Origin of the sequence: Enterobacter sp. ODB01 (assembly GCF_001623605.1) — a bacterium.
GTDB lineage: Bacteria > Pseudomonadota > Gammaproteobacteria > Enterobacterales > Enterobacteriaceae > Enterobacter > Enterobacter kobei.
On the sequence record NZ_CP015227.1, the window covers coordinates 3517205 to 3540023 of the forward strand.

General features: G+C 53.1%; 22 protein-coding genes. 9 read left to right on the forward strand and 13 right to left on the reverse strand.

The genetic code is table 11. The annotated features are described in order from the left end of the window. The first annotated feature begins 214 nt into the window (after positions 1 to 214). The 4 genes from fabI to pdeR all read left to right on the forward strand — a co-directional run bounded on the left by fabI (position 215) and on the right by pdeR (position 6480). A complete protein-coding gene (gene fabI, locus A4308_RS16660) occupies positions 215 to 1003 on the forward strand; it encodes an enoyl-ACP reductase FabI (RefSeq protein WP_003856831.1) in 789 nt (262 codons plus the stop codon). A gap of 152 nt (positions 1004 to 1155) precedes the next feature. Next, entirely contained in the window at positions 1156 to 2142 is a 987-nt protein-coding gene (locus A4308_RS16665) for a CMD domain-containing protein (RefSeq protein ID WP_045281242.1), read from the forward strand. An 88-nt stretch (positions 2143 to 2230) separates the two neighbouring features. Further along, complete coding sequence (locus tag A4308_RS16670) at positions 2231 to 4165, forward strand: exoribonuclease II (RefSeq protein WP_045281241.1); 1935 nt, start codon at positions 2231 to 2233, stop codon at positions 4163 to 4165. Positions 4166 to 4488: 323 nt separating this feature from the next. After that, positions 4489 to 6480, forward strand: coding sequence for a cyclic di-GMP phosphodiesterase (gene pdeR, locus A4308_RS16675; protein ID WP_049010615.1), 1992 nt, complete (start codon positions 4489 to 4491; stop codon positions 6478 to 6480). On the opposite strand, the gene A4308_RS16680 is transcribed toward pdeR, so the two are convergent. Next, the gene (locus A4308_RS16680; protein ID WP_014884079.1) at positions 6477 to 7346 is read right to left on the reverse strand and encodes a crotonase/enoyl-CoA hydratase family protein; all 870 of its coding nucleotides are present in this window, start codon (positions 7344 to 7346) and stop codon (positions 6477 to 6479) included. The genes pdeR and A4308_RS16680 overlap by 4 nt on opposite strands. Positions 7347 to 7539: 193 nt before the next feature. Here A4308_RS16680 and A4308_RS16685 point away from each other — a divergent pair, with 193 nt between their 5' ends. The 3 genes from A4308_RS16685 (at position 7540) to osmB (ending at position 9003) form a co-directional block, all read left to right on the forward strand. Further along, positions 7540 to 7722, forward strand: a complete 183-nt coding sequence (locus tag A4308_RS16685) for a YciZ family protein (protein WP_014884080.1) — start codon at positions 7540 to 7542, stop codon at positions 7720 to 7722. A gap of 43 nt (positions 7723 to 7765) precedes the next feature. Next, the gene (gene yciT, locus A4308_RS16690; protein WP_014884081.1) at positions 7766 to 8518 is read left to right on the forward strand and encodes a DNA-binding transcriptional regulator YciT; all 753 of its coding nucleotides are present in this window, start codon (positions 7766 to 7768) and stop codon (positions 8516 to 8518) included. A 266-nt stretch (positions 8519 to 8784) separates the two neighbouring features. Further along, positions 8785 to 9003 (forward strand): osmotically-inducible lipoprotein OsmB, encoded by a 219-nt coding sequence (gene osmB, locus A4308_RS16695; RefSeq protein ID WP_008501216.1) that lies wholly within the window; start codon positions 8785 to 8787, stop codon positions 9001 to 9003. A 104-nt stretch (positions 9004 to 9107) separates the two neighbouring features. Here the strand turns inward: osmB and yciH are convergent, their stop codons facing one another. The 5 genes from yciH to pgpB all read right to left on the reverse strand — a co-directional run bounded on the left by yciH (position 9108) and on the right by pgpB (position 12757). After that, the gene (gene yciH, locus A4308_RS16700) at positions 9108 to 9434 is read right to left on the reverse strand and encodes a stress response translation initiation inhibitor YciH (protein WP_014884082.1); all 327 of its coding nucleotides are present in this window, start codon (positions 9432 to 9434) and stop codon (positions 9108 to 9110) included. Beyond that, positions 9434 to 10171, reverse strand: coding sequence for an orotidine-5'-phosphate decarboxylase (gene pyrF / locus A4308_RS16705; protein ID WP_014884083.1), 738 nt, complete (start codon positions 10169 to 10171; stop codon positions 9434 to 9436). Before pyrF ends, yciH begins: the two co-directional genes overlap by 1 nt. Before the next feature lie 185 nt (positions 10172 to 10356). Further along, positions 10357 to 11526 (reverse strand): lipopolysaccharide assembly protein LapB, encoded by a 1170-nt coding sequence (gene lapB / locus A4308_RS16710; RefSeq protein ID WP_014884084.1) that lies wholly within the window; start codon positions 11524 to 11526, stop codon positions 10357 to 10359. 6 nt (positions 11527 to 11532) lie between these two features. Beyond that, positions 11533 to 11841 (reverse strand): LapA family protein, encoded by a 309-nt coding sequence (locus A4308_RS16715; RefSeq protein WP_014884085.1) that lies wholly within the window; start codon positions 11839 to 11841, stop codon positions 11533 to 11535. A gap of 148 nt (positions 11842 to 11989) precedes the next feature. Then, entirely contained in the window at positions 11990 to 12757 is a 768-nt protein-coding gene (gene pgpB / locus A4308_RS16720) for a phosphatidylglycerophosphatase B (RefSeq protein WP_023330548.1), read from the reverse strand. Positions 12758 to 12954: 197 nt separating this feature from the next. Here pgpB and ribA point away from each other — a divergent pair, with 197 nt between their 5' ends. After that, the gene (gene ribA / locus A4308_RS16725) at positions 12955 to 13545 is read left to right on the forward strand and encodes a GTP cyclohydrolase II (protein ID WP_008501210.1); all 591 of its coding nucleotides are present in this window, start codon (positions 12955 to 12957) and stop codon (positions 13543 to 13545) included. Between the two features lie 36 nt (positions 13546 to 13581). On the opposite strand, the gene acnA is transcribed toward ribA, so the two are convergent. The 6 genes from acnA to topA form a co-directional block, all read right to left on the reverse strand. Then, positions 13582 to 16257 carry an aconitate hydratase AcnA gene (gene acnA / locus A4308_RS16730; protein ID WP_059372350.1) on the reverse strand — a complete coding sequence of 892 codons (2676 nt, stop codon included), beginning with the start codon at positions 16255 to 16257 and terminating at the stop codon, positions 13582 to 13584. Between the two features lie 163 nt (positions 16258 to 16420). Then, the gene (gene ymiC, locus A4308_RS22820) at positions 16421 to 16519 is read right to left on the reverse strand and encodes a small membrane protein YmiC (RefSeq protein ID WP_014884088.1); all 99 of its coding nucleotides are present in this window, start codon (positions 16517 to 16519) and stop codon (positions 16421 to 16423) included. Between the two features lie 138 nt (positions 16520 to 16657). Continuing rightward, positions 16658 to 16828, reverse strand: coding sequence for a hypothetical protein (locus A4308_RS22655; RefSeq protein WP_045135519.1), 171 nt, complete (start codon positions 16826 to 16828; stop codon positions 16658 to 16660). A gap of 2 nt (positions 16829 to 16830) precedes the next feature. Then, the gene (locus tag A4308_RS16745) at positions 16831 to 16971 is read right to left on the reverse strand and encodes a YmiA family putative membrane protein (protein WP_213391151.1); all 141 of its coding nucleotides are present in this window, start codon (positions 16969 to 16971) and stop codon (positions 16831 to 16833) included. 338 nt (positions 16972 to 17309) lie between these two features. Beyond that, positions 17310 to 18284, reverse strand: coding sequence for an HTH-type transcriptional regulator CysB (gene cysB / locus A4308_RS16750; RefSeq protein WP_006175683.1), 975 nt, complete (start codon positions 18282 to 18284; stop codon positions 17310 to 17312). A 187-nt stretch (positions 18285 to 18471) separates the two neighbouring features. Beyond that, the gene (gene topA / locus A4308_RS16755; protein ID WP_045281238.1) at positions 18472 to 21069 is read right to left on the reverse strand and encodes a type I DNA topoisomerase; all 2598 of its coding nucleotides are present in this window, start codon (positions 21067 to 21069) and stop codon (positions 18472 to 18474) included. Positions 21070 to 21468: 399 nt separating this feature from the next. Here topA and A4308_RS16760 point away from each other — a divergent pair, with 399 nt between their 5' ends. Continuing rightward, positions 21469 to 21720 (forward strand): YciN family protein, encoded by a 252-nt coding sequence (locus A4308_RS16760; RefSeq protein ID WP_003856804.1) that lies wholly within the window; start codon positions 21469 to 21471, stop codon positions 21718 to 21720. A gap of 34 nt (positions 21721 to 21754) precedes the next feature. Here A4308_RS16760 and sohB read toward each other — a convergent pair whose 3' ends face one another. Further along, positions 21755 to 22801, reverse strand: a complete 1047-nt coding sequence (sohB, locus tag A4308_RS16765) for a protease SohB (protein ID WP_045281237.1) — start codon at positions 22799 to 22801, stop codon at positions 21755 to 21757. Positions 22802 to 22819: the final 18 nt, after the last annotated feature.

The window sequence follows — 22819 nt, forward strand, 5'->3', positions numbered from 1 at the left end:
CTGCTGCCGGGTGATATACTGGACAAATGCTGAAATTTTGAACCCACGCCTCACCTTCTGGGGTATTCGTCTTTGGCGATCGGCGAGAAATATCGTGACACAAGGGGCTGTGAGTGGGCTATAATTTCGAGCTAATTTCGAATGATTTTGAAATACTGCCTGTAACGCTATGAATTACAAGGCAAAATAAGCAATGAATATAAGGATTAAAGCTATGGGTTTTCTTTCCGGTAAGCGCATTCTGGTGACTGGCGTTGCCAGCAAACTGTCCATCGCATACGGCATTGCACAGGCAATGCATCGCGAAGGCGCTGAGCTGGCGTTCACCTACCAGAACGACAAGCTGAAAGGCCGTGTTGAAGAGTTTGCCGCGCAGCTGGGTTCCAGCATCGTTCTGGAATGTGACGTTGCACAAGATGAAAGCATCGATGGCATGTTTGCTGAGCTGGCAAAAGCATGGCCGAAATTCGACGGTTTCGTTCACTCCATCGGCTTCGCGCCTGGCGACCAGCTGGACGGTGACTATGTGAACGCGGTTACCCGTGATGGCTTTAAAATCGCTCACGACATCAGCTCCTACAGCTTCGTTGCGATGGCTAAATCTTGCCGCGCGATGCTGAACCCGGGCGCAGCGCTGCTGACCCTGTCCTACCTGGGCGCGGAACGTGCTATCCCTAACTACAACGTGATGGGTCTGGCTAAAGCGTCTCTGGAAGCCAACGTACGCTATATGGCGAACGCAATGGGTCCTGAAGGTGTGCGTGTTAACGCCATCTCCGCGGGTCCTATCCGCACCCTGGCGGCGTCCGGCATCAAAGATTTCCGTAAAATGCTGGCGCACTGCGAAGCGGTTACCCCGATTCGTCGTACTGTTACCATTGAGGATGTGGGTAACTCTGCTGCATTCCTGTGCTCTGACCTGTCCGCGGGTATCTCCGGCGAAGTGGTTCACGTTGACGGCGGCTTCAACATCGCTGCAATGAACGAGCTGGAAATTAAATAAGCTCAGACTCTCTTCCCGCACGGGAAGAGAGTTTTCCCCCGCACCATCCCCTCGTTATTCCGTTCTGCTATTTGTTATCACCTAACAATATTTTTCCCTTTATCTGCGTTACGCCAGGATATTGATCGCCATTTTGAGATCAAGGAACGCCCATGGAACAACGCCGTTTTTCCGGCAAAGGCCACTGGTATCACGAAACCCAGTCAAACCACGCGCAGTCGGATGCGCTGCCCCTGGTGCCCGAAGCCGCTAACGTCGACGATCGTTTTTTGCTCGATTTAGCCCTGCCCGATGAGATTGTCGCCGCCTGTACCGGCTGGCTTGCCCCTGCCAGAGCCTTATACCATCAGCTGTTTCCCCTCTCACTTCCCGTCAATCGTCTGCGAACGCTCAGCGCCTATGACCGGTTAAGTACCGCGTTGACGGTTGCGCAGGCCTGTGGCGTTCAGCGGCTATGCAATCATTACGCCGCCCTTCTTGCGCCGCTGCCGGGTCCTGACTCCTCCCGCGAAAGTAACCGGCGGCTGGCGCAAATCACGCAGTATGCCCGTCAGCTCGCCAGCTCACCGGATGTCATTGACGACAAGGCGCGAAACCAGCTTGATGAGGTGGGTCTCTCCATCTATGACATTGTGGTGATTAACCAGATCATCGGCTTTATCGGTTTTCAGGCGCGCGTGGTGGCGGTCTTTCAGGCTCTGCTTGGCCATCCCGTTCGCTGGTTGCCTGGCCATCATATTCAGCCGCACACCCTGCCAGCGTGCGCCGGTAGGTGGATAGCGCTTCTTCCCGTGGTCGAGCTTCGCTATGCGAGTGCGCATCAGCTTGAGTCCCTCTCCCGCTGGCAGGCAGAACCTGCGCTTGAGGCGCTGACACCCGTCCTGTGCCATGAACCGACCTTGCTCGACCTGACGGGAGAGATCCTGATAAACAGCCGGGAAGAGAGTGCGCTTTCCCCACCGTCGCTTTTGGCAGCAGTCGACTTGCTGACACGCTCGCCGGACCGCTTTAGTGCCGCGCAGTTTACCCCACTCATGGAAGAAGGACTGACTGTCGCCCAGGCGATCAACCGCCTGTCTCAAAGCGCGTTTGAGGGCTGGCTTAATCGACTAAAAGTCGCGGCTGGCAAAGCGGAATAACCACACGCATTCCCCAAAGACCGCTTGCTGTAGAAGTGAGAATCGCGTAAAACTGTCAGCCGCTCAATGGCTACGAAAATAGAACATTATGTTTCAGGACAACCCGCTGCTAGCGCAGCTTAAACAGCAACTGCATTCCCAGACGCCGCGTGCAGAAGGGGTCGTGAAAGCCACGGAAAAGGGCTTTGGCTTCCTTGAAGTTGACGCGCAGAAAAGCTACTTCATTCCGCCACCGCAGATGAAGAAAGTGATGCATGGCGATCGCGTCATGGCCGTCATTCATACAGAGAAGGAACGTGAATCCGCTGAGCCGGAAGAACTGATTGAACCGTTCCTGACCCGCTTTGTCGGTAAGGTACAGCGAAAAGACGATCGTCTTTCTATCGTGCCGGATCATCCCCTGTTGAAAGATGCCATTCCCTGCCGGGCCGCCCGCGGCGTTGAGCATGATTTTAAAGAAGGTGACTGGGCCGTAGCAGAAATGCGCCGTCATCCTCTGAAAGGCGACCGTGGTTTCTATGCAGAACTGACGCAGTTCATTACCTTTGGCGATGACCATTTCGTCCCGTGGTGGGTCACGCTGGCGCGCCATAATCTTGAAAAAGAAGCGCCGAACGGCGTAGCGACTGAAATGCAGGACGAAGGTTTGACGCGCCGCGATCTCACTGCGCTGGAATTTGTCACCATCGACAGCGCCAGCACAGAAGATATGGACGATGCGCTCTACGCTGAAGAGAGCGCCGATGGCAAACTGCATCTGACCGTCGCCATTGCCGATCCTACCGCCTGGATTGCACAAGGCAGTAAACTGGACGAAACGGCCAAAATCCGTGCGTTTACCAACTACCTGCCAGGCTTTAACATCCCGATGCTGCCGCGCGAATTGTCAGACGATCTCTGCTCGCTGCGCCCAAATGAAGTGCGCCCGGCTCTCGCCTGCCGCATGACCATCGCCGCGGATGGGACGATTGAAGACGATATCGAATTCTTTGCCGCCACCATCGAATCCAAAGCCAAGCTGGCCTATGACAATGTCTCTGACTGGCTGGAAAACACCGGCAGCTGGAAACCTGAATCCGATGCCATCGCGGCGCAGATTCGTCTGCTGCACCGTATTTGCCTGAAGCGTGGCGAATGGCGTACAACCCACGCCCTGGTGTTCAAAGATCGTCCGGATTACCGTTTTGTTCTCGGTGAGAAAGGCGAAGTGCTGGATATCGTAGCCGAGCCGCGACGCATTGCTAACCGCATCGTCGAAGAAGCGATGATTTCCGCCAACATTTGCGCCGCACGCGTGCTGCGCGACAAGCTGGGCTTTGGTATTTACAACGTTCACACCGGATTCGATCCGGCCAATACCGAAGCGCTGGCGGCCCTGCTGAAGAATCACGATGTGCATGTTGATCCGGAAGAAGTCCTGACGCTGCCAGGATTCTGCAAGCTTCGCCGCGAGCTGGACGCACAGCCATCCGGTTTCCTTGATAGCCGTATTCGCCGCTTCCAGTCCTTCGCTGAAATCAGCACCGAACCAGGCCCGCACTTCGGCCTCGGTCTGGAAGCTTACGCCACCTGGACATCCCCAATTCGTAAATATGGCGACATGGTTAACCACCGTCTGCTGAAAGCGATTATCAAAGGCGAAACGATTGCACGCCCTCAGGACGACACGACCGTGCAGATGGCAGAACGTCGCCGTCTGAACCGCATGGCGGAACGTGACGTTGGAGACTGGCTGTACGCGCGTTTCCTGCAGGATAAAGCCGGAACCGACACCCGCTTCGCTGCGGAGATTATTGATATCAGCCGCGGCGGGATGCGTGTCCGTCTGGTGGATAACGGTGCTGTCGCCTTTATCCCTGCCCCATTCCTGCATGCCGTTCGTGACGAACTGGTCTGTAGCCAGGAAAGTGGCACCGTGCAGATTAAAGGTGAAACAGTTTACAAAGTCACTGAGGTGATTGACGTAACTATCGCTGAAGTCCGCATGGATACCCGCAGTATTATCGCGCGACCAGCTGTCTGATAACCCGCTAAATTGTCGGCCATTTCCGTTCGGGAAGGCCGACAATTTTTCTTTTTAACCCGCCCCACAAATTCATCATTTTTTCTGACTATTTTCCGATTCCCCCCGCCCAAAATGGCCATAATTATCTACAGTAAAAGAGTCCCGTCATATTCGGTCACCTGAATAGCTGGATGCTCAGTATTCTTTTTTGGCAGACTCGTTTTATTATAAGAAAGCAGGGAAAAACAATACGTTCACTTCGGTTTTACCGCTGTTTCACAACGGAAAAGTCGACTGCAAATGAATAATTTGTGCGCTAATGAGTAGCAGCGGGAGAAATCATGATCGACGATCTTGAGCAGAATTTGCTGTTTCGTTACATGGGTACTCACAGTCCGTGGTGGCGATTGTCGGCAGACAGCAACGCTCTGCACCTTGCCGCCAGCGAAAATGTCGATGCGACTCAGGTGGTGACGCTGGACGATGAACAAGCCACGTTGATCCGCCAGTTAACGGTAATTACCTCCAGCATTTCAATGAACCTCTCCCTGTATGGCGAAGAGGTTCCCGTGCATCTTGTCGGCCGCAAAATCACCCGAAACGAGTGGGCCGGCACGGCATCGGCCTGGAACGATACCCCCTCCGTAGCACGCGATCTCGCTCAAGGACTCTCCTTCGCGGAACAGGTGGTTTCGGAAGCGAATTCCGTCATTGTAATTCTCGATCAGCACGGCAATATTCAGCGTTTTAATCGCCTGAGCGAAGAGTATACCGGTCTGAAAGAGCAGGAAGTGATCGGTCAGAACGTGTTCAAATTGTTTATGAGTCGCAGCGAGGCGGCAGCCTCGAAGCGAAATATCACCGGTTTCTTCCGTAACGGCAGCTCCTACGAAGTCGAACGCTGGATCAAGACGCGGAAAGGACAACGCTTGTTTCTGTTCAGAAACAAATTCGTTCACAGCGGCAGCGGTAAAAACGAAATATTTCTTATTTGCTCCGGCACCGACATTACCGAGGAACGTCGGGCGCAGGAGCGCCTGCGCGTGCTGGCCAATACCGATACCATCACCGGTTTACCCAACCGCAATGCCATCCACGAACAGATCTCAGACGCCATCAACCATCGGGGCGAAACGCAGGTTGGCGTGGTGTATCTTGACCTGGATAACTTCAAAAAGGTCAACGATGCCTACGGGCATATGTTTGGCGATCAGCTCTTACAGGCGGTTGCACTCGCCATTCTGAGTTGCCTTGACGAGGGGCAGGTTCTGGCCCGGCTCGGCGGCGATGAGTTTATCGTGATGGCCACGAATACGTCTCAGGGCTCGCTGGAAGCGATGGCGTCGCGCATTCTGACCCGCCTGCGCCAGCCGTTCAGAATCGGGCTGATTGAGATATATACCGGCTGTTCTTTGGGTATCGCCCTCGCGCCGCAGCACGGGAACGATCGGGAAAGTGTGATTCGCAATGCCGATACGGCCATGTACACCGCCAAGGAAAATGGCAGGGGTAAGTTCTGCGTCTTCTCCCCTGAAATGAACCAGCGCGTATTTGAGTATCTTTGGCTGGACACCAATCTGCGTAAAGCGCTGGATAACGATCAGCTTCTGATTCACTACCAGCCTAAAATGACCTGGCGCGGTGAGGTCAGAAGTCTTGAGGCGCTGGTCCGCTGGCAGTCGCCGGAGCGCGGCTTGATCCCACCGCTGGAATTTATCTCTTATGCCGAAGAGTCCGGTTTGATTGTGCCGCTGGGGCGCTGGGTGATGCTCGACGTGGTTCGTCAGGTGGCGAAATGGCGTGACAAGGGGATTAACCTGCGCGTGGCCGTGAACGTCTCTGCACGTCAGCTTGCCGACCAGACGATTTTCAGCGATTTAAAGCAGGCGCTTAAGGATCTGCATTTTGAGTACTGCCCTATCGACGTCGAGTTAACAGAGAGCTGTCTCATCGAAAACGAAGAGCTGGCGCTTTCGGTGATCCAGCAATTCAGCCGACTCGGGGCACAAATACATCTGGATGACTTTGGTACGGGCTACTCTTCCCTTTCCCAGCTGGCGCGTTTTCCTATTGACGCCATTAAACTCGATCAATCTTTTGTCAGAGATATTCATAAGCAGTCCATCTCTCAGTCACTGGTACGCGCCATTGTCGCAGTGGCACAGGCCCTGAATCTGCAGGTGATCGCCGAGGGGGTGGAGAATGCAAAAGAAGACGCCTTTCTGACTAAGAATGGCGTCAACGAACGGCAGGGTTTCCTTTTTGCTAAGCCGATGCCCGCTGCCGCATTCGAGCGATGGCTAAAACGCTATCAGGCGCGACAACAGCGCTAGCTGGCCTTGCGTAAGCCCGCCGCATGATGGCGGTTTTGCAGCATCACCAGACGCTCCATGTAGGCGATATCTTTCGGCTCAAGGCAGAATGCGGCATCGACCCAGTCTTCGGTAATATCCATCAGCTCACTGCGTGGCAACTGCAGAACGCGCGTACGAGCACGCAGCATGGCTCTTACGCCGTTCAGTTTTGGCCGCAATGTGTCGATGAAGGTCCTGACCGAGACGTAGCTTTGCCCGGGTTCATACAGCACATCCACCAGCCCGTGCTGCTCGTACCATTCTGCCGTATGGGATTCCCCTTTGTAGATGAGCTCCTCCGCCAGCTTCATGCCTGAACGTCGAGCGACCAGAGAATACCCCCCCATCCCCGGGAACAGATTAAAGGCAATTTCCGGGAAACCTAACCGGGCATCACGCTGAGCCAGGACAAAATGGTGCGCCAGCGCTGCCTCAAATCCGCCGCCTAATGCGCTGCCTTCGACCATTGCCAGCGTGATGGCCCCCGTATCAAACCCTCTTGACGCCGCATGGACGCAATCAACACAGGCGCGGGCATACGCCCGTAACGCTTCACGCCGCCCGTTCTGAATGCACTCGACGAAGAACTGCAAGTCCCCTCCCACGTTGTACATTTCAGGAACAAGCGAGCCGGTAACCCAAAAATCGACCGCAAAACCCGACTGACGGACCAGCCAGGAAAGGTTCATGATCTCCTCAATTAAGGCATGGTTGAAGCAAGGACGCGGCTGAGCCCGCAGCATCATCCAGACGGTGCGTCGCTCCGCCTCGTAATACCCTGAGAGCTGCGTGAAACGTTCAGTATCGGTAAACAGTGTACAGGTAGGCTGATTGATAACTGTCATAGTCCAATTCCTCATATAAAAAAGCGCCTTGCGCGCAGTTTTAGACTAATCCACCGATTAAGCCTGCTATATGAGGGGGAATAAATTTATCACTTTCATTTATGTAATTTCGTTATTGCATTTTTTCCCTTCTCTTTTGACCCCATTTTCTGCATCATTGAAATTATTCACTTTTCGCTCCCGGGGAGAGATTATGTCTACTATTGATCCACAAGCTGTAGCACAACGTATTGATACCGTGCTGGATATTCTGGTGGCGGGTGATTATCACTCTGCGATCCGTAATCTCGAGATCCTGAAGTCTGAACTTCTTGCTCAGAATGGCGCTGACAACGCCCCCGAAAACAAACAGCCAAAAGCGCCGTGGGAAGTGTAATCCCACCGTTTCCGACCTCGTTTCGCTTTATTAAATGGATGCTATGAATTCCCGACAACAACTCATTTTGCAGATGGTCATCGATCAGGGGCGTGTAAGCGTGGTCGATCTCGCTAAAACCACCGGCGTCTCCGAAGTCACCATTCGTCAGGATCTTAATCTGCTGGAAAAACAGAGTTACCTGCGCCGTGCGCATGGTTATGCCGTGCCGCTGGACAGCGACGACGTTGAGACGCGCATGATGAATAACTACGCGCTTAAACGTGAACTGGCAGAGTTTGCCGCATCACTGGTAAACCCTGGCGAGACGGTCTTTATTGAAAACGGCAGCAGCAACGCCCTTCTGGCACGGACGCTCGCGGAACAAAAAGACGTGACTATCATCACTGTCAGCAGCTATATCGCCCATTTACTCAAAGAGACGCGCTGTGAGGTCATTTTGCTGGGTGGCATTTACCAAAAGAAAAGTGAAAGCATGGTGGGCCCGCTGACCCGGCAATATGTTCAGCAGGTGCATTTCAGTAAGGCCTTTATCGGCATTGACGGCTGGCAGCCGGAAACAGGTTTCACCGGCCGGGATATGATGCGCACTGACGTGGTGAATGCCGTACTGGAAAAAGAGTGTGAAGCCATTGTGCTCACTGACAGTTCCAAATTTGGCGCCGTCCATCCTTACACAATGGGTCCCGTCTCACGCTTCAGTCGCGTCATTACCGACGAACGGTTAAGTGACGAGCATCGTAATAAGCTGGAAGAAGACGGTCTGATTGTCGATATTATTAAAACGTCCGCCTGAGTCCATTTCGCGCCCGTCATTCGGGCGCATGCATATCCCTTCGTCTGAGACGATTCCTAACGCCCCTTTAAGAGTTTTTACCTGTTTAACCCGCATTAAAGTCGTAAAATTAATGTTAGCGATATAACAGGAAGTGACTATCACTTGCGTGATTACGTAACGCCTGCGCGACCAGCTTTCACGGAAAAAAGAATAATTAGGTATTCGTTTTGTCTATACTTAACGTGTACCTCTTTCCGTGAATCGATAATTCAGGAGAAAGTATTATGACCTTAACCAGCAAAAAATTAGCCGCCGCTGTTCTGGCAATCACTGTAGCAATGTCCCTGAGCGCATGCTCTAACTGGTCTAAACGTGACCGTAACACCGCCATTGGTGCCGGTGCAGGTGCACTCGGTGGTGCAGTCTTAACAGATGGTAGCACGCTGGGTACATTGGGTGGCGCTGCTGTCGGTGGTATTATCGGTCACCAGGTTGGCAAATAATTATTCTATAAGCCTTTCCGACATCGCGATTTAGCGTCGCATTTCAGGTCTGACTTACGCACGTATATATCACGAGCCACGGCATTTGCCGTGGCTCATTTATTTTAACCGCCTGCCAGTTTGACTTTCATGCCCTTTGCTTCAAGCAGCGATTTAATTAAATCGCGTTTATCACCCTGAATTTCAATAATGCCGTCTTTCACGGCACCACCGCAGCCACATTTCTTTTTCAACTCAGCCGCCAGTTTTGTTAGTTCAGCATCATCCTGGTCAATTCCTGAGATAAGGCAAACCCCTTTCCCTTTTCGTCCACTGGTTTGACGCTGGATACGCACAATACCGTCGCCCTTCGGACGTTCCACTTTGGTTTTCGGCTCATCTATGCGCCCACTCTCCGTTGAGTAGACCAGACGACTGTTGGAATCGGTCATTACGCCCCCTTTTTCAGTGATGCGTTGATTGCCTTAAGCGTCTCTGCCGGGTTAGCTGACTGCGTTACTGGCCGCCCGATAACCATATAATCCACACCAGCAGCCAGCGCCTGCTCAGGCGTCATAATACGGCGCTGATCGCCTACGTCGCTGCCTGCCGGACGAATACCTGGCGTGACCAGTTTAAAATCTTTGCCCAGTTCTGATTTGAAGCGGACCGCTTCCTGTGCGGAGCAGACGACGCCATCCAGCCCGCAGTTCTGCGTCAGACGCGCAAGACGCTCGGCATGTTCGGCAGGTGACAATGTCACGCCAAGATCGCGTAAATCACTTTCGTCCATACTGGTCAATACGGTCACCGCAATCAGCAATGGCGCATCTTTCCCGAACGGCAGGAGGGCTTCACGTGCGGCAGTCATCATTCTCGCTCCGCCCGACGCATGGACGTTGACCATCCATACACCCAGCTCTGCGGCGGCGGCAACGGCGTGCGCCGTGGTATTCGGGATGTCATGGAACTTGAGATCGAGGAAGACATCGAAACCACGCTGCTGCAGATCGCGGACGATTTGCGGTCCAAACAGCGTGAACATCTCTTTACCAACTTTCAGGCGGCAATCGCGAGGATCGATACCGTCGACAAAGGCCAGTGCAGCGTCACGCTTATTGTAATCAAGCGCGACAACAACAGGAGAATCCGTAATAACGCGGGAAGTGGAGGAAGTAACAGACGTCATGACCAGCCCTTTTCGTCTATGGGCGCGCAGCGGCGCGGAACAGATAAACGGCCAGCATTCTACCTGCCGCCGCCGCAAATTGACAGAATCCATTTGCGCCCCTGCCAGGCTGGCACACCGCACGGTGTTAAGGAAGGGGTAAAAATCAACAGTATGTTGTAACTAAAATGAGGTGTTTTAAAAAATTACTGTCCGTCAAGACCACGGATTGGCTTGATGGTGGACCAGGCCCGGCAGGAAGGACAATGCCAGTAAAGCGTATACGCGGTAAAACCACACTTCTGGCAACGGTAGCGCGGTTTACTCCGCACCTGCTCGCCGACCATGTCGCGCAGCACCATCAGGCTCTCTTTGGCTCGCCCTTCTTCTGCGTCGTTCAGGTGGTAATCCATCAGCTTATGGAATACCCGCATCGTCGGATGACGCTGTAGCTGACGGGTAATATACACCTGCGCGGTGTCGGTCCCTTCGTACTGCTCAACCACGTCTGAGAGCATCAGCTCTGCGGTTGCGCCGGTATTCTCTTCCACGCAACGGCGCAGGAATGCTACCCACTCTTCCTGCTTGCCCAGCTGTTGATAGCAGGTTTGCAGCATCTCCAGCGTTTCACTGACCAGCTCTTTGTCCTGGTCAATCACCCGAAGCAGGCTTTCAACGGCTTTGGCGTAATCGCCACTCGCCATAAAAACGCGTCCCATCATGATAGAGATACGCGCGCTATTGCGATCTGCTGCTGCACCTTTCTTCAGCAACGCCATGGCTTTGTCCATGTCGTCGTTGCCCATCTGCTGAAGGGCAAGTTCACAGTAGAAATGGGCTATCTCAACACGCTGCTTATCTTTACCCAGCTTCACCAGCCGCTCGGCAGTATCAATGGCTTTTTGCCATTCGCTGGTGGCCTGATAAATTTGCAGTAATTGCTGCAACGCACCGATACGGAAATCCGTTTCATCAATCAGCTGCGAGAACATATCTTCAGCGCGGTCGTACAGCCCGGCAGCCATGTAATCGCGCCCCAGTTGCTGGACCGCGAGGAGACGTTGATCGTAGGTCAGCGAGGCGCTTTCCATGAGGGTCTGGTGGATACGGATGGCACGGTCAACCTCGCCACGCGAGCGGAACAGGTTACCGAGCGTGAGATGGGCTTCGACGGTCCCCGTATCCTCTTTCAGCATATCGAGGAACAAGTCTACCGCTTTATCCTGCTGATTACTCAGGAGGAAGTTCACCCCCGCAACGTAGTCGCGAGAGAGACGGTTAGCCTCATCCTGCTTTGTTTGTTGCGCACTTCTGCGGCCCATATACCAGCCATAGGCAGCGGCTACAGGCAAAAGCAGAAACAACAACTCCAGCATCGTCGATTATTCCTTCACGACCGGCACACCAGAGCTTTCCGGAATGTCGGACGCAGGCGCAATGTTATGCTCAAGTCGTTTAATTTTACGTTCAGCGCGTGCAAGAGAAACACGGACTTTCAGCCAGAACAGACCGCAAACCAGCCAGCCAATGGCAAAGCCTGCGGCAAACAAGACCGCAAGCAGACTTGATACGCGATACTCGCCCTGCGCCAGCAGATAGTTAAACGTCACCTGTTGATCGTTTTGTGCACCCAATGTGACTGAAATGACAAAAATCGCCAATACCAGTAAGAAAATGAGTAAATATTTCACATTACTTCCCGTTATGTGGTTCAAGCGAATAAAGTGTGTTCAACTTACCGCAATCAGCCTTATAAACTACCATTTTAGCGACGGGCGCGAAACGGAAAAAGTGACGCACACGTCATGGATTTATGGGCGAAATGCGCAATATCAACCGTCAGGCGTCGCTTTGCTCCCTTTCGGCGATTTCTTCTTTCTCTTCAGGCGGTGGCGTAAGCGGGCCACAGAGTCGTTCCGCAAGCCAGGTTGCCAGCGTCACCAGCAGCCATGAGATCAGCGTAGCGACCACCAGGTCCCGTGGCCAGTGCATCCCCAGCAGCAAGCGGCTGCCCATCACTCCCGTTGCCCAGATCAGTAATATCCCGATGGTAACCGTTCGACGTCGTGGCCAAAGCAGCCCAACAGCCAACAGCGCCCAGCTGGCCGCAAACATCGTGTGGCCGGAAGGAAACGCGAAGCCCGTCTCTTTTTGCCAGTGTTTACGCAAGAACTTCGGAATATCCTGCTGTTCCGTAAGCTGTTCTTTCACCAGCGCACCGCGATCTTTACGCTTTAAATTGTAGAACTCATCTACCGGAATATGGTGTGTTTTTTCCAGCCAGACGACAAACGGTCGTGGCTCCTGAACATGGTCTTTCACCCAGGACTTAACGCCCTGACCAATAACGATCGCGCCACCCAGGATAGCAAAGAGCATCAGCGCCGCGCGCAGACGAAAACGCAGGCACCACAGGAACCAGCCACAGAGAATGATATGGGTGATAATTCCCCACGGTTGCGTGACCGTCTCCGTTACCCAGTACAACGTTTTCAGCCACGTGGCATTCTGCCCGGGCTGCCACATCCAGCCGGAGACCCATACGGTCAAAGGCATAATCAGTAAAATGGCCGCGCCTGCTGCCGTACGTCTGGCGATTGAAAGCATGTCTTCTCCTTTTACGCTAAGCCTCACAATCATAACTGAAATTCATCCGATGGGTGGAGATGTCGGATCGTGCGTTTAACGTTCATATAGCATGGTGCCCATTAGGCGAACGTGCTGAGCTTGTGGCAAAATGAACAGATACAGAAAGTAAAACAGGCGCAAGACACGAAACGTGTCAGCCTACTCTGGAGAATCACATGCAGCTTAAACGTGTGGCAGAAGCCAAACTGCCAACCCCATGGGGCGATTTCCTGATGGTGGGGTTTGAAGAACTGGCAACCGGACAGGATCATGTTGCGCTGGTCTACGGCGATATTTCAGGGCAGACGCCGGTGCTGTCCCGCGTCCATTCGGAGTGTCTGACCGGCGATGCGTTGTTCAGCCTGCGCTGTGATTGCGGTTTCCAGCTGGAAGCTGCCCTTTCTCATATTGCCGAAGAAGGCCGCGGTGTGTTGCTCTATCACCGTCAGGAAGGTCGTAATATTGGCCTGCTGAATAAAATCCGCGCATACGCGCTGCAGGACCAGGGCTACGATACGGTAGAAGCCAACCATCAGCTCGGTTTTGCCGCCGATGAACGTGACTTCACCCTGTGTGCGGACATGTTCAAGCTGCTGGGCGTCGACGAGGTTCGTCTGCTGACGAACAACCCGAAAAAAGTGGAAATCCTCACCGAAGCGGGAATCAACATTGTCGAACGTGTGCCGCTGATTGTTGGCCGCAACCCGAAAAACGCCCATTATCTTGATACTAAAGCCGCCAAGATGGGCCATCTGCTGAAAGAGTGAAAGTAAAAAGCCCGGCATAAGCGCCGGGCTTTTTTATCAATCGAGCATCTTACGAATCACATAGTGTAAAATGCCGTCGTTCTGGTAGTAGGTCAATTCGGTTGCCGTATCAATACGGCACCGGCAGTCCAGTACCTCCGTCTTCCCGTCAGCTCGCGTCAGCTTCACCGGCACCGTTTTACCCGGCTGCAGGTTTTGCAGACCACTAATATCAATCTGCTCTTCTCCGGTCAGCCCCAGCGTTTTACGGGTTACGCCCTGCGGGAACTCAAGCGGCAGAATCCCCATGCCGATGAGGTTCGAGCGGTGAATACGTTCAAACGACTCGGCGATCACCACACGAACACCAAGCAGGCGCGGCCCTTTCGCCGCCCAGTCACGGCTGGAACCGGAACCGTACTCTTTCCCGGCAATCACCGCCAGCGGCGTACCTTTCTGTTGATATTTCACGGCTGCATCGTAAATCGACACGACGTCCGTCCCCGGCAGATGGCGCGTCATCCCCCCTTCCACCCCCGGAACCATTTCATTACGAATGCGAATGTTGGCAAACGTGCCCCGCATCATGACTTCATGGTTACCGCGGCGCGAACCGTAGGAGTTAAAATCGCGGCGCTCCACTCCCCGGCTTTGCAAATAACGGCCCGCCGGGCTGTCGGCTTTGATACTCCCCGCCGGAGAGATATGGTCAGTGGTGACAGAATCCCCCAGCATGGCCAGGATGCGCGCCCCATGAATATCTTTAAGCGGCGCAGGCTCGGCGAGCATCTCATCAAAGAACGGAGACAGACGAATATAGGTCGAGTCATCCTGCCAGTCATAGGTGTCCGACCCCACGACATTGATGGTTTTCCATTCCGGCGTGCCTTCGAAGACCTCAGCATACTCTTTGCGGAACATCTCTGTAGAGACCTTTTCAACGGCCATCGCAATTTCACGCGAGGACGGCCAGATATCTTTCAGGTAGACGGGATCGTTCTTGCGGTCGTGACCAATCGGATCGGTCACCAGGTTAATGTTCATGTTCCCGGCCAGCGCATAGGCCACCACCAGGGGCGGCGAAGCAAGCCAGTTGGTTTTGACCAGTGGATGAATACGCCCTTCAAAGTTACGGTTGCCGGAAAGAACGGCGCCTACCGTCAAATCGCCCTGCTTGATCGCCGTTTCAATGGGCTCAGGCAGCGGACCGGAGTTACCAATGCAGGTCGTACAGCCATACCCCACGAGGTTAAAACCCAGCTCATCAAGATAAGGCGTCAGCTTAGCCTGCGCCAGGTAATCCGAAACCACTTTGGAGCCCGGCGCCAGCGAGGCTTTGACCCACGGTTGAGGTTTCAGACCCAGTTCAACCGCTTTTTTCGCCAGCAGACCGGCCGCCATTAAAACACTGGGGTTTGAGGTGTTGGTACAGGAGGTGATGGCGGCAATCACAACCGCACCGTCCGGAAGTTGATATTGATGGCCGTTCAACACATAGTCGATGGGACGATGGTCTTTCTTCGCCACGTTGACTTCCAGCTCATTGCTGGCCGCAAAGGCTTTCGGCACGTCTGTCAACGCGACGCGATCCTGCGGACGTTTTGGCCCGGCGAGGCTTGCCTCAACGCTGCCCATATCAAGCTCAAGCGTACTGGTAAATACCGGTTCATCGCCCGGATTGCGCCACATGCCCTGCGCTTTGGTATAGGCCTCTACCAGCGCCACCTGCTCTTCGCTGCGTCCACTCAGACGCATGTACTCCAGCGTGACGTCATCAATTGGGAAAAAGCCACAGGTTGCGCCATATTCTGGCGCCATGTTGGCAATGGTCGCCCGGTCAGCCAGGGGCAGCGAATCCAGCCCGTCCCCGTAGAACTCAACAAATTTACCCACCACCCCATGCTTACGCAGCATCTGGGTAACGGTGAGTACCAAATCGGTCGCGGTAATGCCTTCTGAAAGTTTTCCTGTCAGCTTAAAGCCCACGACATCCGGAATCAGCATGGAGACCGGCTGACCGAGCATGGCGGCTTCCGCTTCGATTCCGCCGACACCCCAGCCCAGCACGCCGAGGCCGTTAATCATGGTGGTGTGGGAATCTGTACCCACCAGCGTATCCGGATAAGCCACCCACTCTTTGTCCTGTAATTCGCTCCAGACGGCTTTACCAAGATACTCAAGGTTAACCTGGTGGCAAATACCCGTGCCCGGTGGAACCACGCTAAAGCGGCTGAATGCCTGCTGGCCCCACTTCAGGAAAACATAACGTTCGTGGTTACGCTCCATCTCCAGACGCACGTTCTCGCCAAAGGCATCGTCATCACCGAAATGGTCAACGGTCACGGAGTGGTCAATCACGAGGTCAACGGGGGAAAGCGGGTTCACTTTGGCCGTATCGCCGCCGAGGCGTTTAACCGCCTCGCGCATCGCGGCGAGATCCACCACGGCAGGTACACCGGTAAAGTCCTGCATCAGGACCCTTGCCGGGCGGTAGGCAATTTCTCTGTCGGCATGGGCATGCTTCAGCCACCCCGCCAGCGCCTGGATATCATCGAGCGTGACGGAATCACCGTCCTGCCAGCGCAAGAGGTTTTCCATCAGAACTTTCAAGGACTTGGGTAAACGCGAAATGTCCCCAAGCGTTCTGGCAGCCAGCGGCAGGCTATAGTAATGCCAGGTTTTATTTTCTGCCTGTAATGTGTCCTTACTGGCTTCGCGTAGGGTTAACGACATAAGCTCCTCCTTAATTACAGAGATGTCCTGACAATCATCAGGGCCGTAATTAAAGATAACACAAAGATGTCGTAACGTTTTGATAACAACCCGAATTGATAAATTTAGGAATGGTCCAGAGGACGTTAAAACAAAAAACCCCGCCGCAGCGAGGTTTTATCATTTAGCGGATGGCCAGCCAGATGAGCTGACTCCAGAACAGGATCGACAGGGTAAACACGCCAATCCATGACCAGTATTTGTGAGACGTCATGTTATTCATCATAGGGACACCAGGCATTATTTATTAAACATTCCGAGGCAGGTCCTCAGTGCGATATTGCTGATGTGTATTTATTAAAGAGTACAAAGGTGCATAGTCGTTATTCAGACCCAATGCATCATTACGCAAAAAACTAAATTATTGTTTTTTGGGTTCGTCTTCCGCGAACACATCAATAAAGGCTTGCTGCTGCGGCGTCAGTTTCCAGGATGCAGGCACAACTGTCGCAGGAGTCTTACGTCCTTTGTGGACAGTGTCATGACGCTGACACATCTGTTTTACCGTTTCTGTACGTACCGTCACTGCCATATTCAACCCCAATATTTCCAGGCCAGGAGAGCAACCATCAGCCAGAACAGGGCGGAGACGAGAAAGACCGCCAGCCAGGCTTTACGCTTGAGCGCAGGATCCCTTTGCGGTTCTTCACTTCCTGAAGGCATTGCTAACCTCATACAATCGATATCGCTTATCATTTAGGACCAAACAATTGGTACAATTAATCATCTGTTGAGATAAATCCTAAAGAAACTTTAGCCGAAAAGCCAGTGAATTTACGCATCCGGAGGTATGAAATATTCATTCTTTTGACCACAAATAAATATTTGAAAAGAAAAATTTGCGTAGCCGTTAATTAGTTTCTATTTTTGTCGCCAATTCACGACATTAAAACCATACAAAATAAAAGGATAATGACAATATATGGCAGGGAGAGCGCAGATGATGATAATTCTAATTTAGCTTTAAGGCGGTATTTCGGTATCTTTCCGTTAGGGAAAGATACCGGGTGTGATTATTTTGCGGGGAGTTTGATGTCTTTAAACATCTCTTCAATATCTTCATTTGAGCGTAATGCAACGGCGGTATCCACCACGTCACGCGTTAAATGCGGGGCAAAGCGCTGAATAAAATCATACATATAGCTACGCAGGAAGGTACTGCGACGGAAGCCAATTTTTGTGGTACTGTGGCTAAAAATATCGTGTGCATCAAGACGTACCAGATCAGGGTCTGACACCGGGTCGACCGCCATGCTGGCAATAACGCCCACGCCCAGACCAAGCCGTACGTAAGTCTTGATGACGTCGGCATCGGTAGCGGTAAAGACAATGCGTGGGGTTAACCCGGCACGGTTAAAGGCGGTATCAAGCTCGGAACGTCCGGTAAAGCCAAACGTATAGGTGACTAACGGATATTGCGCCAGCTCTTCAATCGTTACCGACCCTTTCCCCGCCAGCGGGTGATCGGGGGTCACTACGATCGATCGGTTCCAGTGATAGCACGGAAGCATTACCAGATCGTCATACAGGTGGAGCGCTTCCGTCGCGATGGCAAAATCGGCATTCCCCTTCGACACCGCTTCAGCGATTTGCGTCGGTGACCCCTGATGCATATGCAAAGAGACGCGCGGATAACGCTCGATAAAGCCCTTAATGACGCCAGGTAATGCATAGCGCGCCTGGGTGTGCGTGGTGGCAATATACAGCGAGCCTTTATCTGGCCAGGTATGTTCTCCTGCAACAGATTTAATCGCATCGACTTTGGAGAGGACTTCACGCGCAATGCGAATAATTTCCTGCCCCGCTGGCGTCACCTGCGTAAGGTGCTTACCGCTACGGGCGAAAATCTGAATACCTAATTCATCCTCCAGCATGCGAACCTGCTTGCTGATGCCCGGTTGCGAGGTATATAGCCCCTCGGCAGTGGAGGAGACATTAAGGTTGTGATTCACCACCTCAACGATATAACGAAGCTGCTGTAATTTCATGCCAGACCATCCGATTTAGCGCACGCGGTCAATCGCTTAAGACGATTTGATAATAAGAAATGGATTAACTATAACCACTATATCATTTATAGCCTGACTGTATAGTACGGAACAAAAAATAATAATAAGGTAATAAAAAAGGGCCGGAAGTCCGGCCCTTTCACAGGTAAGTGACGGTCAGGCAAGCTTATTTCTTGCCTTCAACCCATTTGCCATCGACAAAGAAGGCGGACCAGCCGGTCGCTTTGCCCTCTTTCTCTGCCGCCACGTACTGCTGCTTCGTTTTACGGCTAAAGCGAACCACCGTCTTATTGCCTTCAGGATCCTGCTGTGGCGCATCGGCCAGGTAACGCAGTTTTTCTGGCAGACGGTCACGGAAGCGGTGCAGTTCTTCAACCAGCGGCGCACGTGTTTCACGCGATTTCGGGAAGGTGTTGGCCGCCAGGAAGACACCCGCAGCACCATCACGCAGCACGAAGTACGCGTCGGATTTTTCACACGGCAGCTCTGGCAACGGAACCGGATCTTCCTTCGGCGGAGCCACTTCACCGTTACGCAGAATTTTGCGCGTGTTTTTACACTCGTCGTTGGTGCACGCCATGTACTTCCCGAAACGCCCCATTTTCAGGTGCATTTCAGAGCCACACTTGTCGCACTCCACAATCGGGCCGTCATAGCCTTTAATGCGGAATTCACCTTCCTCAATCTCATACCCGTCACACGTTGGGTTATTACCGCAGACGTGCAGCTTACGTTTAGGATCGATCAGGTAGCTGTCCATCGCCGTGCCGCATTTTTTGCAGCGGCGTTTAGCTCGCAGAGCGTTGGTTTCCGCATCCTCACCTTCCAGCACGTTGAGAACTTCGTTCTCCGGCACCAGGTTGATGGTGGTTTTGCAGCGCTCTTTTGGCGACAGCGCATAGCCGGAACAGCCAAGGAAGACGCCCGTGGTTGCCGTACGAATACCCATCTTGCGGCCGCAGGTTGGGCAGTCGATGCTGGTCAGAACCATCTGGTTAGGCAGCATGCCGCCCTCTTCAGGATCTTTCTCCGCTTTTTCAAGCTGGTTGGTAAAATCGCTGAAGAAGCTGTCGAGAACCTTCTTCCACTCCGCCTTATGGCTGGCAACCTCGTCGAGGCTGTCTTCCATTTGCGCGGTGAAATCGTAGTTCATCAACTCGCGGAAATTAGCTTCCAGACGGTCGGTGACGATCTCACCCATTTTTTCCGCATAGAAACGACGGTTTTCAACTCGAACGTAGCCGCGATCCTGGATCGTCGAGATGATTGACGCGTAGGTCGATGGACGACCAATACCGCGTTTTTCCAGCTCTTTCACCAGCGACGCTTCACTAAAGCGCGCAGGCGGCTTGGTGAAGTGCTGAGCAGGAACGAGATCAACCAGAGAGAGCTCATCTCCCTTGTTCACCGCTGGCAGCGTACGGTCTTCATCACCTTTACGCAGCGCAGGCATGACTTTTGTCCAGCCGTCGAAACGCAGGATACGACCGCGCGCTTTGAGACGGAAGTCGCCCGCACCGACGGTCAGCGTCGTGGAGTCATACTTCGCAGGCGTCATCTGACAGGCGACAAACTGACGCCAGATCAGCTGATACAGCTTCTGGGCATCGGCTTCCATATCTTTCAGCGACTCGGCTAACACAGAGACATCAGAAGGACGAATCGCTTCGTGCGCTTCCTGAGAGTTCTCTTTGCTGGCGAATTGATTGGCGCTTTCCGGCAGGTATTTTTTACCGAAGTTATCACTGATATAACCGCGTACCATGTTTACCGCATCCTGGCTCAGATTCGTTGAGTCAGTACGCATGTAGGTGATGTAACCCGCTTCATACAAGCGCTGGGCCATCATCATGGTTTTCTTCACGCCATAGCCAAGGCGCGTACTCGCCGCCTGTTGCAGGGTAGACGTGATAAACGGCGCGCCAGGTTTACTGCTGGTCGGTTTATCTTCACGTTCCAGCACCTGATAGCGTGCTTTTTCCAGCAACGCGACGGCAGCCATGGTCTGGTCACGGTTTTCAGGACGGAAAGGCTTATCGTTCTGATGGCTCACCTGCAGTGGCAGAGCGTCACCGCCCGGCGTGGTCACATTGGCGTCAATTTCCCAGAATTCTTCCGGCACGAAGGCTTTAATTTCGCGTTCACGCTCAACGACAAGACGCACGGCGACGGATTGCACACGTCCTGCGGACAGGCCACGGGCAATCTTTTTCCACAGCAGTGGAGAGACCATATAGCCTACAACGCGGTCCATAAAGCGACGCGCCTGCTGGGCGTTGACACGGTCGATGTTCAGCTCGCCAGGCTTCTCAAACGCCTGACGAATCGCATTTTTTGTAATTTCGTTAAACACTACGCGACTGTAGCGTTTGTCATCACCCCCGATCACTTCCCGCAGGTGCCATGCAATGGCTTCCCCTTCGCGGTCAAGGTCGGTTGCGAGATAAATGTGGTCTGCTTTTTCAGCCAGCTGCTTCAGCTCGTTAACGACTTTCTCTTTTCCGGGCAGCACTTCGTATTGTGCATCCCAGTTGTGCCATGGGTTAACACCCATGCGGTTGACAAGCGCGCTACGTTCATCCTTTTTAGGCTTTTTAGCCCCTTTGGTGGAGGTAGAGTCTGCGCTCTTTTTGCTGGCTGAGCCACTGGTCGGCAAATCGCGGATATGACCCACGCTGGACTTAACCACGTAGTCATTACCCAGATACTTATTGATCGTTTTGGCTTTTGCCGGGGACTCAACGATGACGAGAGCTTTACCCATATTCACCTTTACCTAATTTAATTCTTCCAGGAATACGCCGCACGTTGATTTCCCTTCCGCTGACGACGAGCCAATGATATTGCGGCTGCGTCAGGAGATATCAACCCCTTTGTCCTACCGGGTGTCTGAGGAAAGACGCCCAGGTGATTGAGTTATCGGGTATTTTTCTCACACCTCGTATAATTCGTGACGAGTTCCCGGTCGAATGTCAAGCAATTCTGTTGCCAGAATGACGAAAGCGCACACTCTACCTGATAAAATTCGTTACGCAACTTTATTAGCATGCAAAAGCAAATCCCGCCAACCTGCCCCCTGTATCTTATCCCCTCACAAAACAGGGAAAATTTGCCCCCAAAGCGGCCCCGGCGTAGACTATTGTCACTGTTTAAGGAGTGGATTATGCAGAATACGACCCAACCTATTGACCGAGCCTCTCTGCTTATCGAAGCAAATAAGCTTATCCGTGACCATGAAGATACCCTGGCGGGCATTGAAGCCACCGGTGTAGAGCAGCGTAATGGCGTGCTGGTTTTCAGCGGCGAATACTTCCTTGACGAACAGGGATTACCCACCCCAAAAAGCACCGCTGTGTTTAATATGTTTAAATACCTGGCGCATACGCTTTCTGAAAAATATCACCTGGTCGATTAATGCAAAACGCGAGGCATATGCCTCGCGTTTTTGCTTACAGCAGCGGTTTTTGTCCGCGCTGTAGCCAGCGAAGCAGCAGGCGATCTGCGCTTTCCGCTGCACTGTTGGTAAAGCGGTCCATCAGGCGCTTACGCTGGGTGAACCGCACGCCTACCAGCTCCCTTCCGTCCATCAGGTTGAGCAGCAGATCGTCGCTGGTCCCCACTTCATCTACCAGCCCTTTTTCCTGCGCCTGAATACCGTACCAGTGTTCGCCTGTCGCGACCTGCTCAATATCCAGCGTTGGGCGCATACGGTGTACGAAATCTTTAAACAGGTGGTGCGTTTCGTTGAGATCCTCACGGAATTTTTGGCGCCCTTCTTCCGTATTTTCCCCCAGCAGCGTCAGGGTACGTTTGTACTGACCCGCCGTGTGCAGTTCGATATCAATCTCTTTATTCTTCAGAAAACGGTTAAAGTTTGGGATCTGTGCGACCACGCCGATAGAGCCAATGATGGAGAACGGTGCCGCAACAATTTTGTCCGCCACGCAGGCCATCATATAGCCACCACTTGCCGCGACTTTATCTACCGCCACGGTAAGCGGGATCTGCTTTTCTCGCAGACGCTGTAGCTGAGAAGCGGCCAGTCCGTAGCCGTGCACAACGCCGCCAGGGCTTTCAAGACGCACCACCACTTGATCCTGCGGAGTGGCCACGGCCAGAACGGCAGTCACCTCTTCCCGTAGCGAAGCGACTTCATGCGCATCCATACTGCCTTTAAAATCGAGTACATAGACGCGAGGCTTCGCGTCAGACTGTGGCGTTGCAAGCTTAGCTTTCGCCTTTGCGGCTTTGGCTTCCTGCTTGTGCTTTTTCTTCTGGGCCTTCAGCCATGCCTTCTGTTGATGGCTATCAAGCAGTGAGAGGGACATGTCTTCCTGCATCTCTTTGTACTGCTCGCTCAGACGGGTAATGCGTAACTCCCCACGCTGACGTTTGCGCTGCGTGAGATTGACAATCAGAACGGCAACGACCGCAATGGCAATCACCACCGTCGCGATTTTAGCCAAAAACAACCCATATTGAGAAAGTAATTCCACGCGTTCCACCTTGATTTA

What these genes read in the sequence shown, in the direction of transcription:
- A4308_RS16670 (WP_045281241.1), top strand. Translation starts at nt 2,231, where the DNA reads ATGTTTCAGGACAACCCGCTGCTAGCGCAGCTTAAACAGCAACTGCAT.
- pgpB (WP_023330548.1), bottom strand. Translation starts at nt 12,757, where the DNA reads ATGCTTTCAATCGCCAGACGTACGGCAGCAGGCGCGGCCATTTTACTG.
- yciH (WP_014884082.1), bottom strand. Translation starts at nt 9,434, where the DNA reads ATGACCGATTCCAACAGTCGTCTGGTCTACTCAACGGAGAGTGGGCGC.
- pyrF (WP_014884083.1), bottom strand. Translation starts at nt 10,171, where the DNA reads ATGACGTCTGTTACTTCCTCCACTTCCCGCGTTATTACGGATTCTCCT.
- topA (WP_045281238.1), bottom strand. Translation starts at nt 21,069, where the DNA reads ATGGGTAAAGCTCTCGTCATCGTTGAGTCCCCGGCAAAAGCCAAAACG.
- lapB (WP_014884084.1), bottom strand. Translation starts at nt 11,526, where the DNA reads ATGCTGGAGTTGTTGTTTCTGCTTTTGCCTGTAGCCGCTGCCTATGGC.
- A4308_RS22655 (WP_045135519.1), bottom strand. Translation starts at nt 16,828, where the DNA reads ATGGCAGTGACGGTACGTACAGAAACGGTAAAACAGATGTGTCAGCGT.
- A4308_RS16745 (WP_213391151.1), bottom strand. Translation starts at nt 16,971, where the DNA reads ATGAGGTTAGCAATGCCTTCAGGAAGTGAAGAACCGCAAAGGGATCCT.
- osmB (WP_008501216.1), top strand. Translation starts at nt 8,785, where the DNA reads ATGACCTTAACCAGCAAAAAATTAGCCGCCGCTGTTCTGGCAATCACT.
- ymiC (WP_014884088.1), bottom strand. Translation starts at nt 16,519, where the DNA reads ATGAATAACATGACGTCTCACAAATACTGGTCATGGATTGGCGTGTTT.
- yciT (WP_014884081.1), top strand. Translation starts at nt 7,766, where the DNA reads ATGAATTCCCGACAACAACTCATTTTGCAGATGGTCATCGATCAGGGG.
- pdeR (WP_049010615.1), top strand. Translation starts at nt 4,489, where the DNA reads ATGATCGACGATCTTGAGCAGAATTTGCTGTTTCGTTACATGGGTACT.
- acnA (WP_059372350.1), bottom strand. Translation starts at nt 16,257, where the DNA reads ATGTCGTTAACCCTACGCGAAGCCAGTAAGGACACATTACAGGCAGAA.
- ribA (WP_008501210.1), top strand. Translation starts at nt 12,955, where the DNA reads ATGCAGCTTAAACGTGTGGCAGAAGCCAAACTGCCAACCCCATGGGGC.
- A4308_RS16760 (WP_003856804.1), top strand. Translation starts at nt 21,469, where the DNA reads ATGCAGAATACGACCCAACCTATTGACCGAGCCTCTCTGCTTATCGAA.
- cysB (WP_006175683.1), bottom strand. Translation starts at nt 18,284, where the DNA reads ATGAAATTACAGCAGCTTCGTTATATCGTTGAGGTGGTGAATCACAAC.
- A4308_RS16680 (WP_014884079.1), bottom strand. Translation starts at nt 7,346, where the DNA reads ATGACAGTTATCAATCAGCCTACCTGTACACTGTTTACCGATACTGAA.
- A4308_RS16685 (WP_014884080.1), top strand. Translation starts at nt 7,540, where the DNA reads ATGTCTACTATTGATCCACAAGCTGTAGCACAACGTATTGATACCGTG.
- fabI (WP_003856831.1), top strand. Translation starts at nt 215, where the DNA reads ATGGGTTTTCTTTCCGGTAAGCGCATTCTGGTGACTGGCGTTGCCAGC.
- A4308_RS16665 (WP_045281242.1), top strand. Translation starts at nt 1,156, where the DNA reads ATGGAACAACGCCGTTTTTCCGGCAAAGGCCACTGGTATCACGAAACC.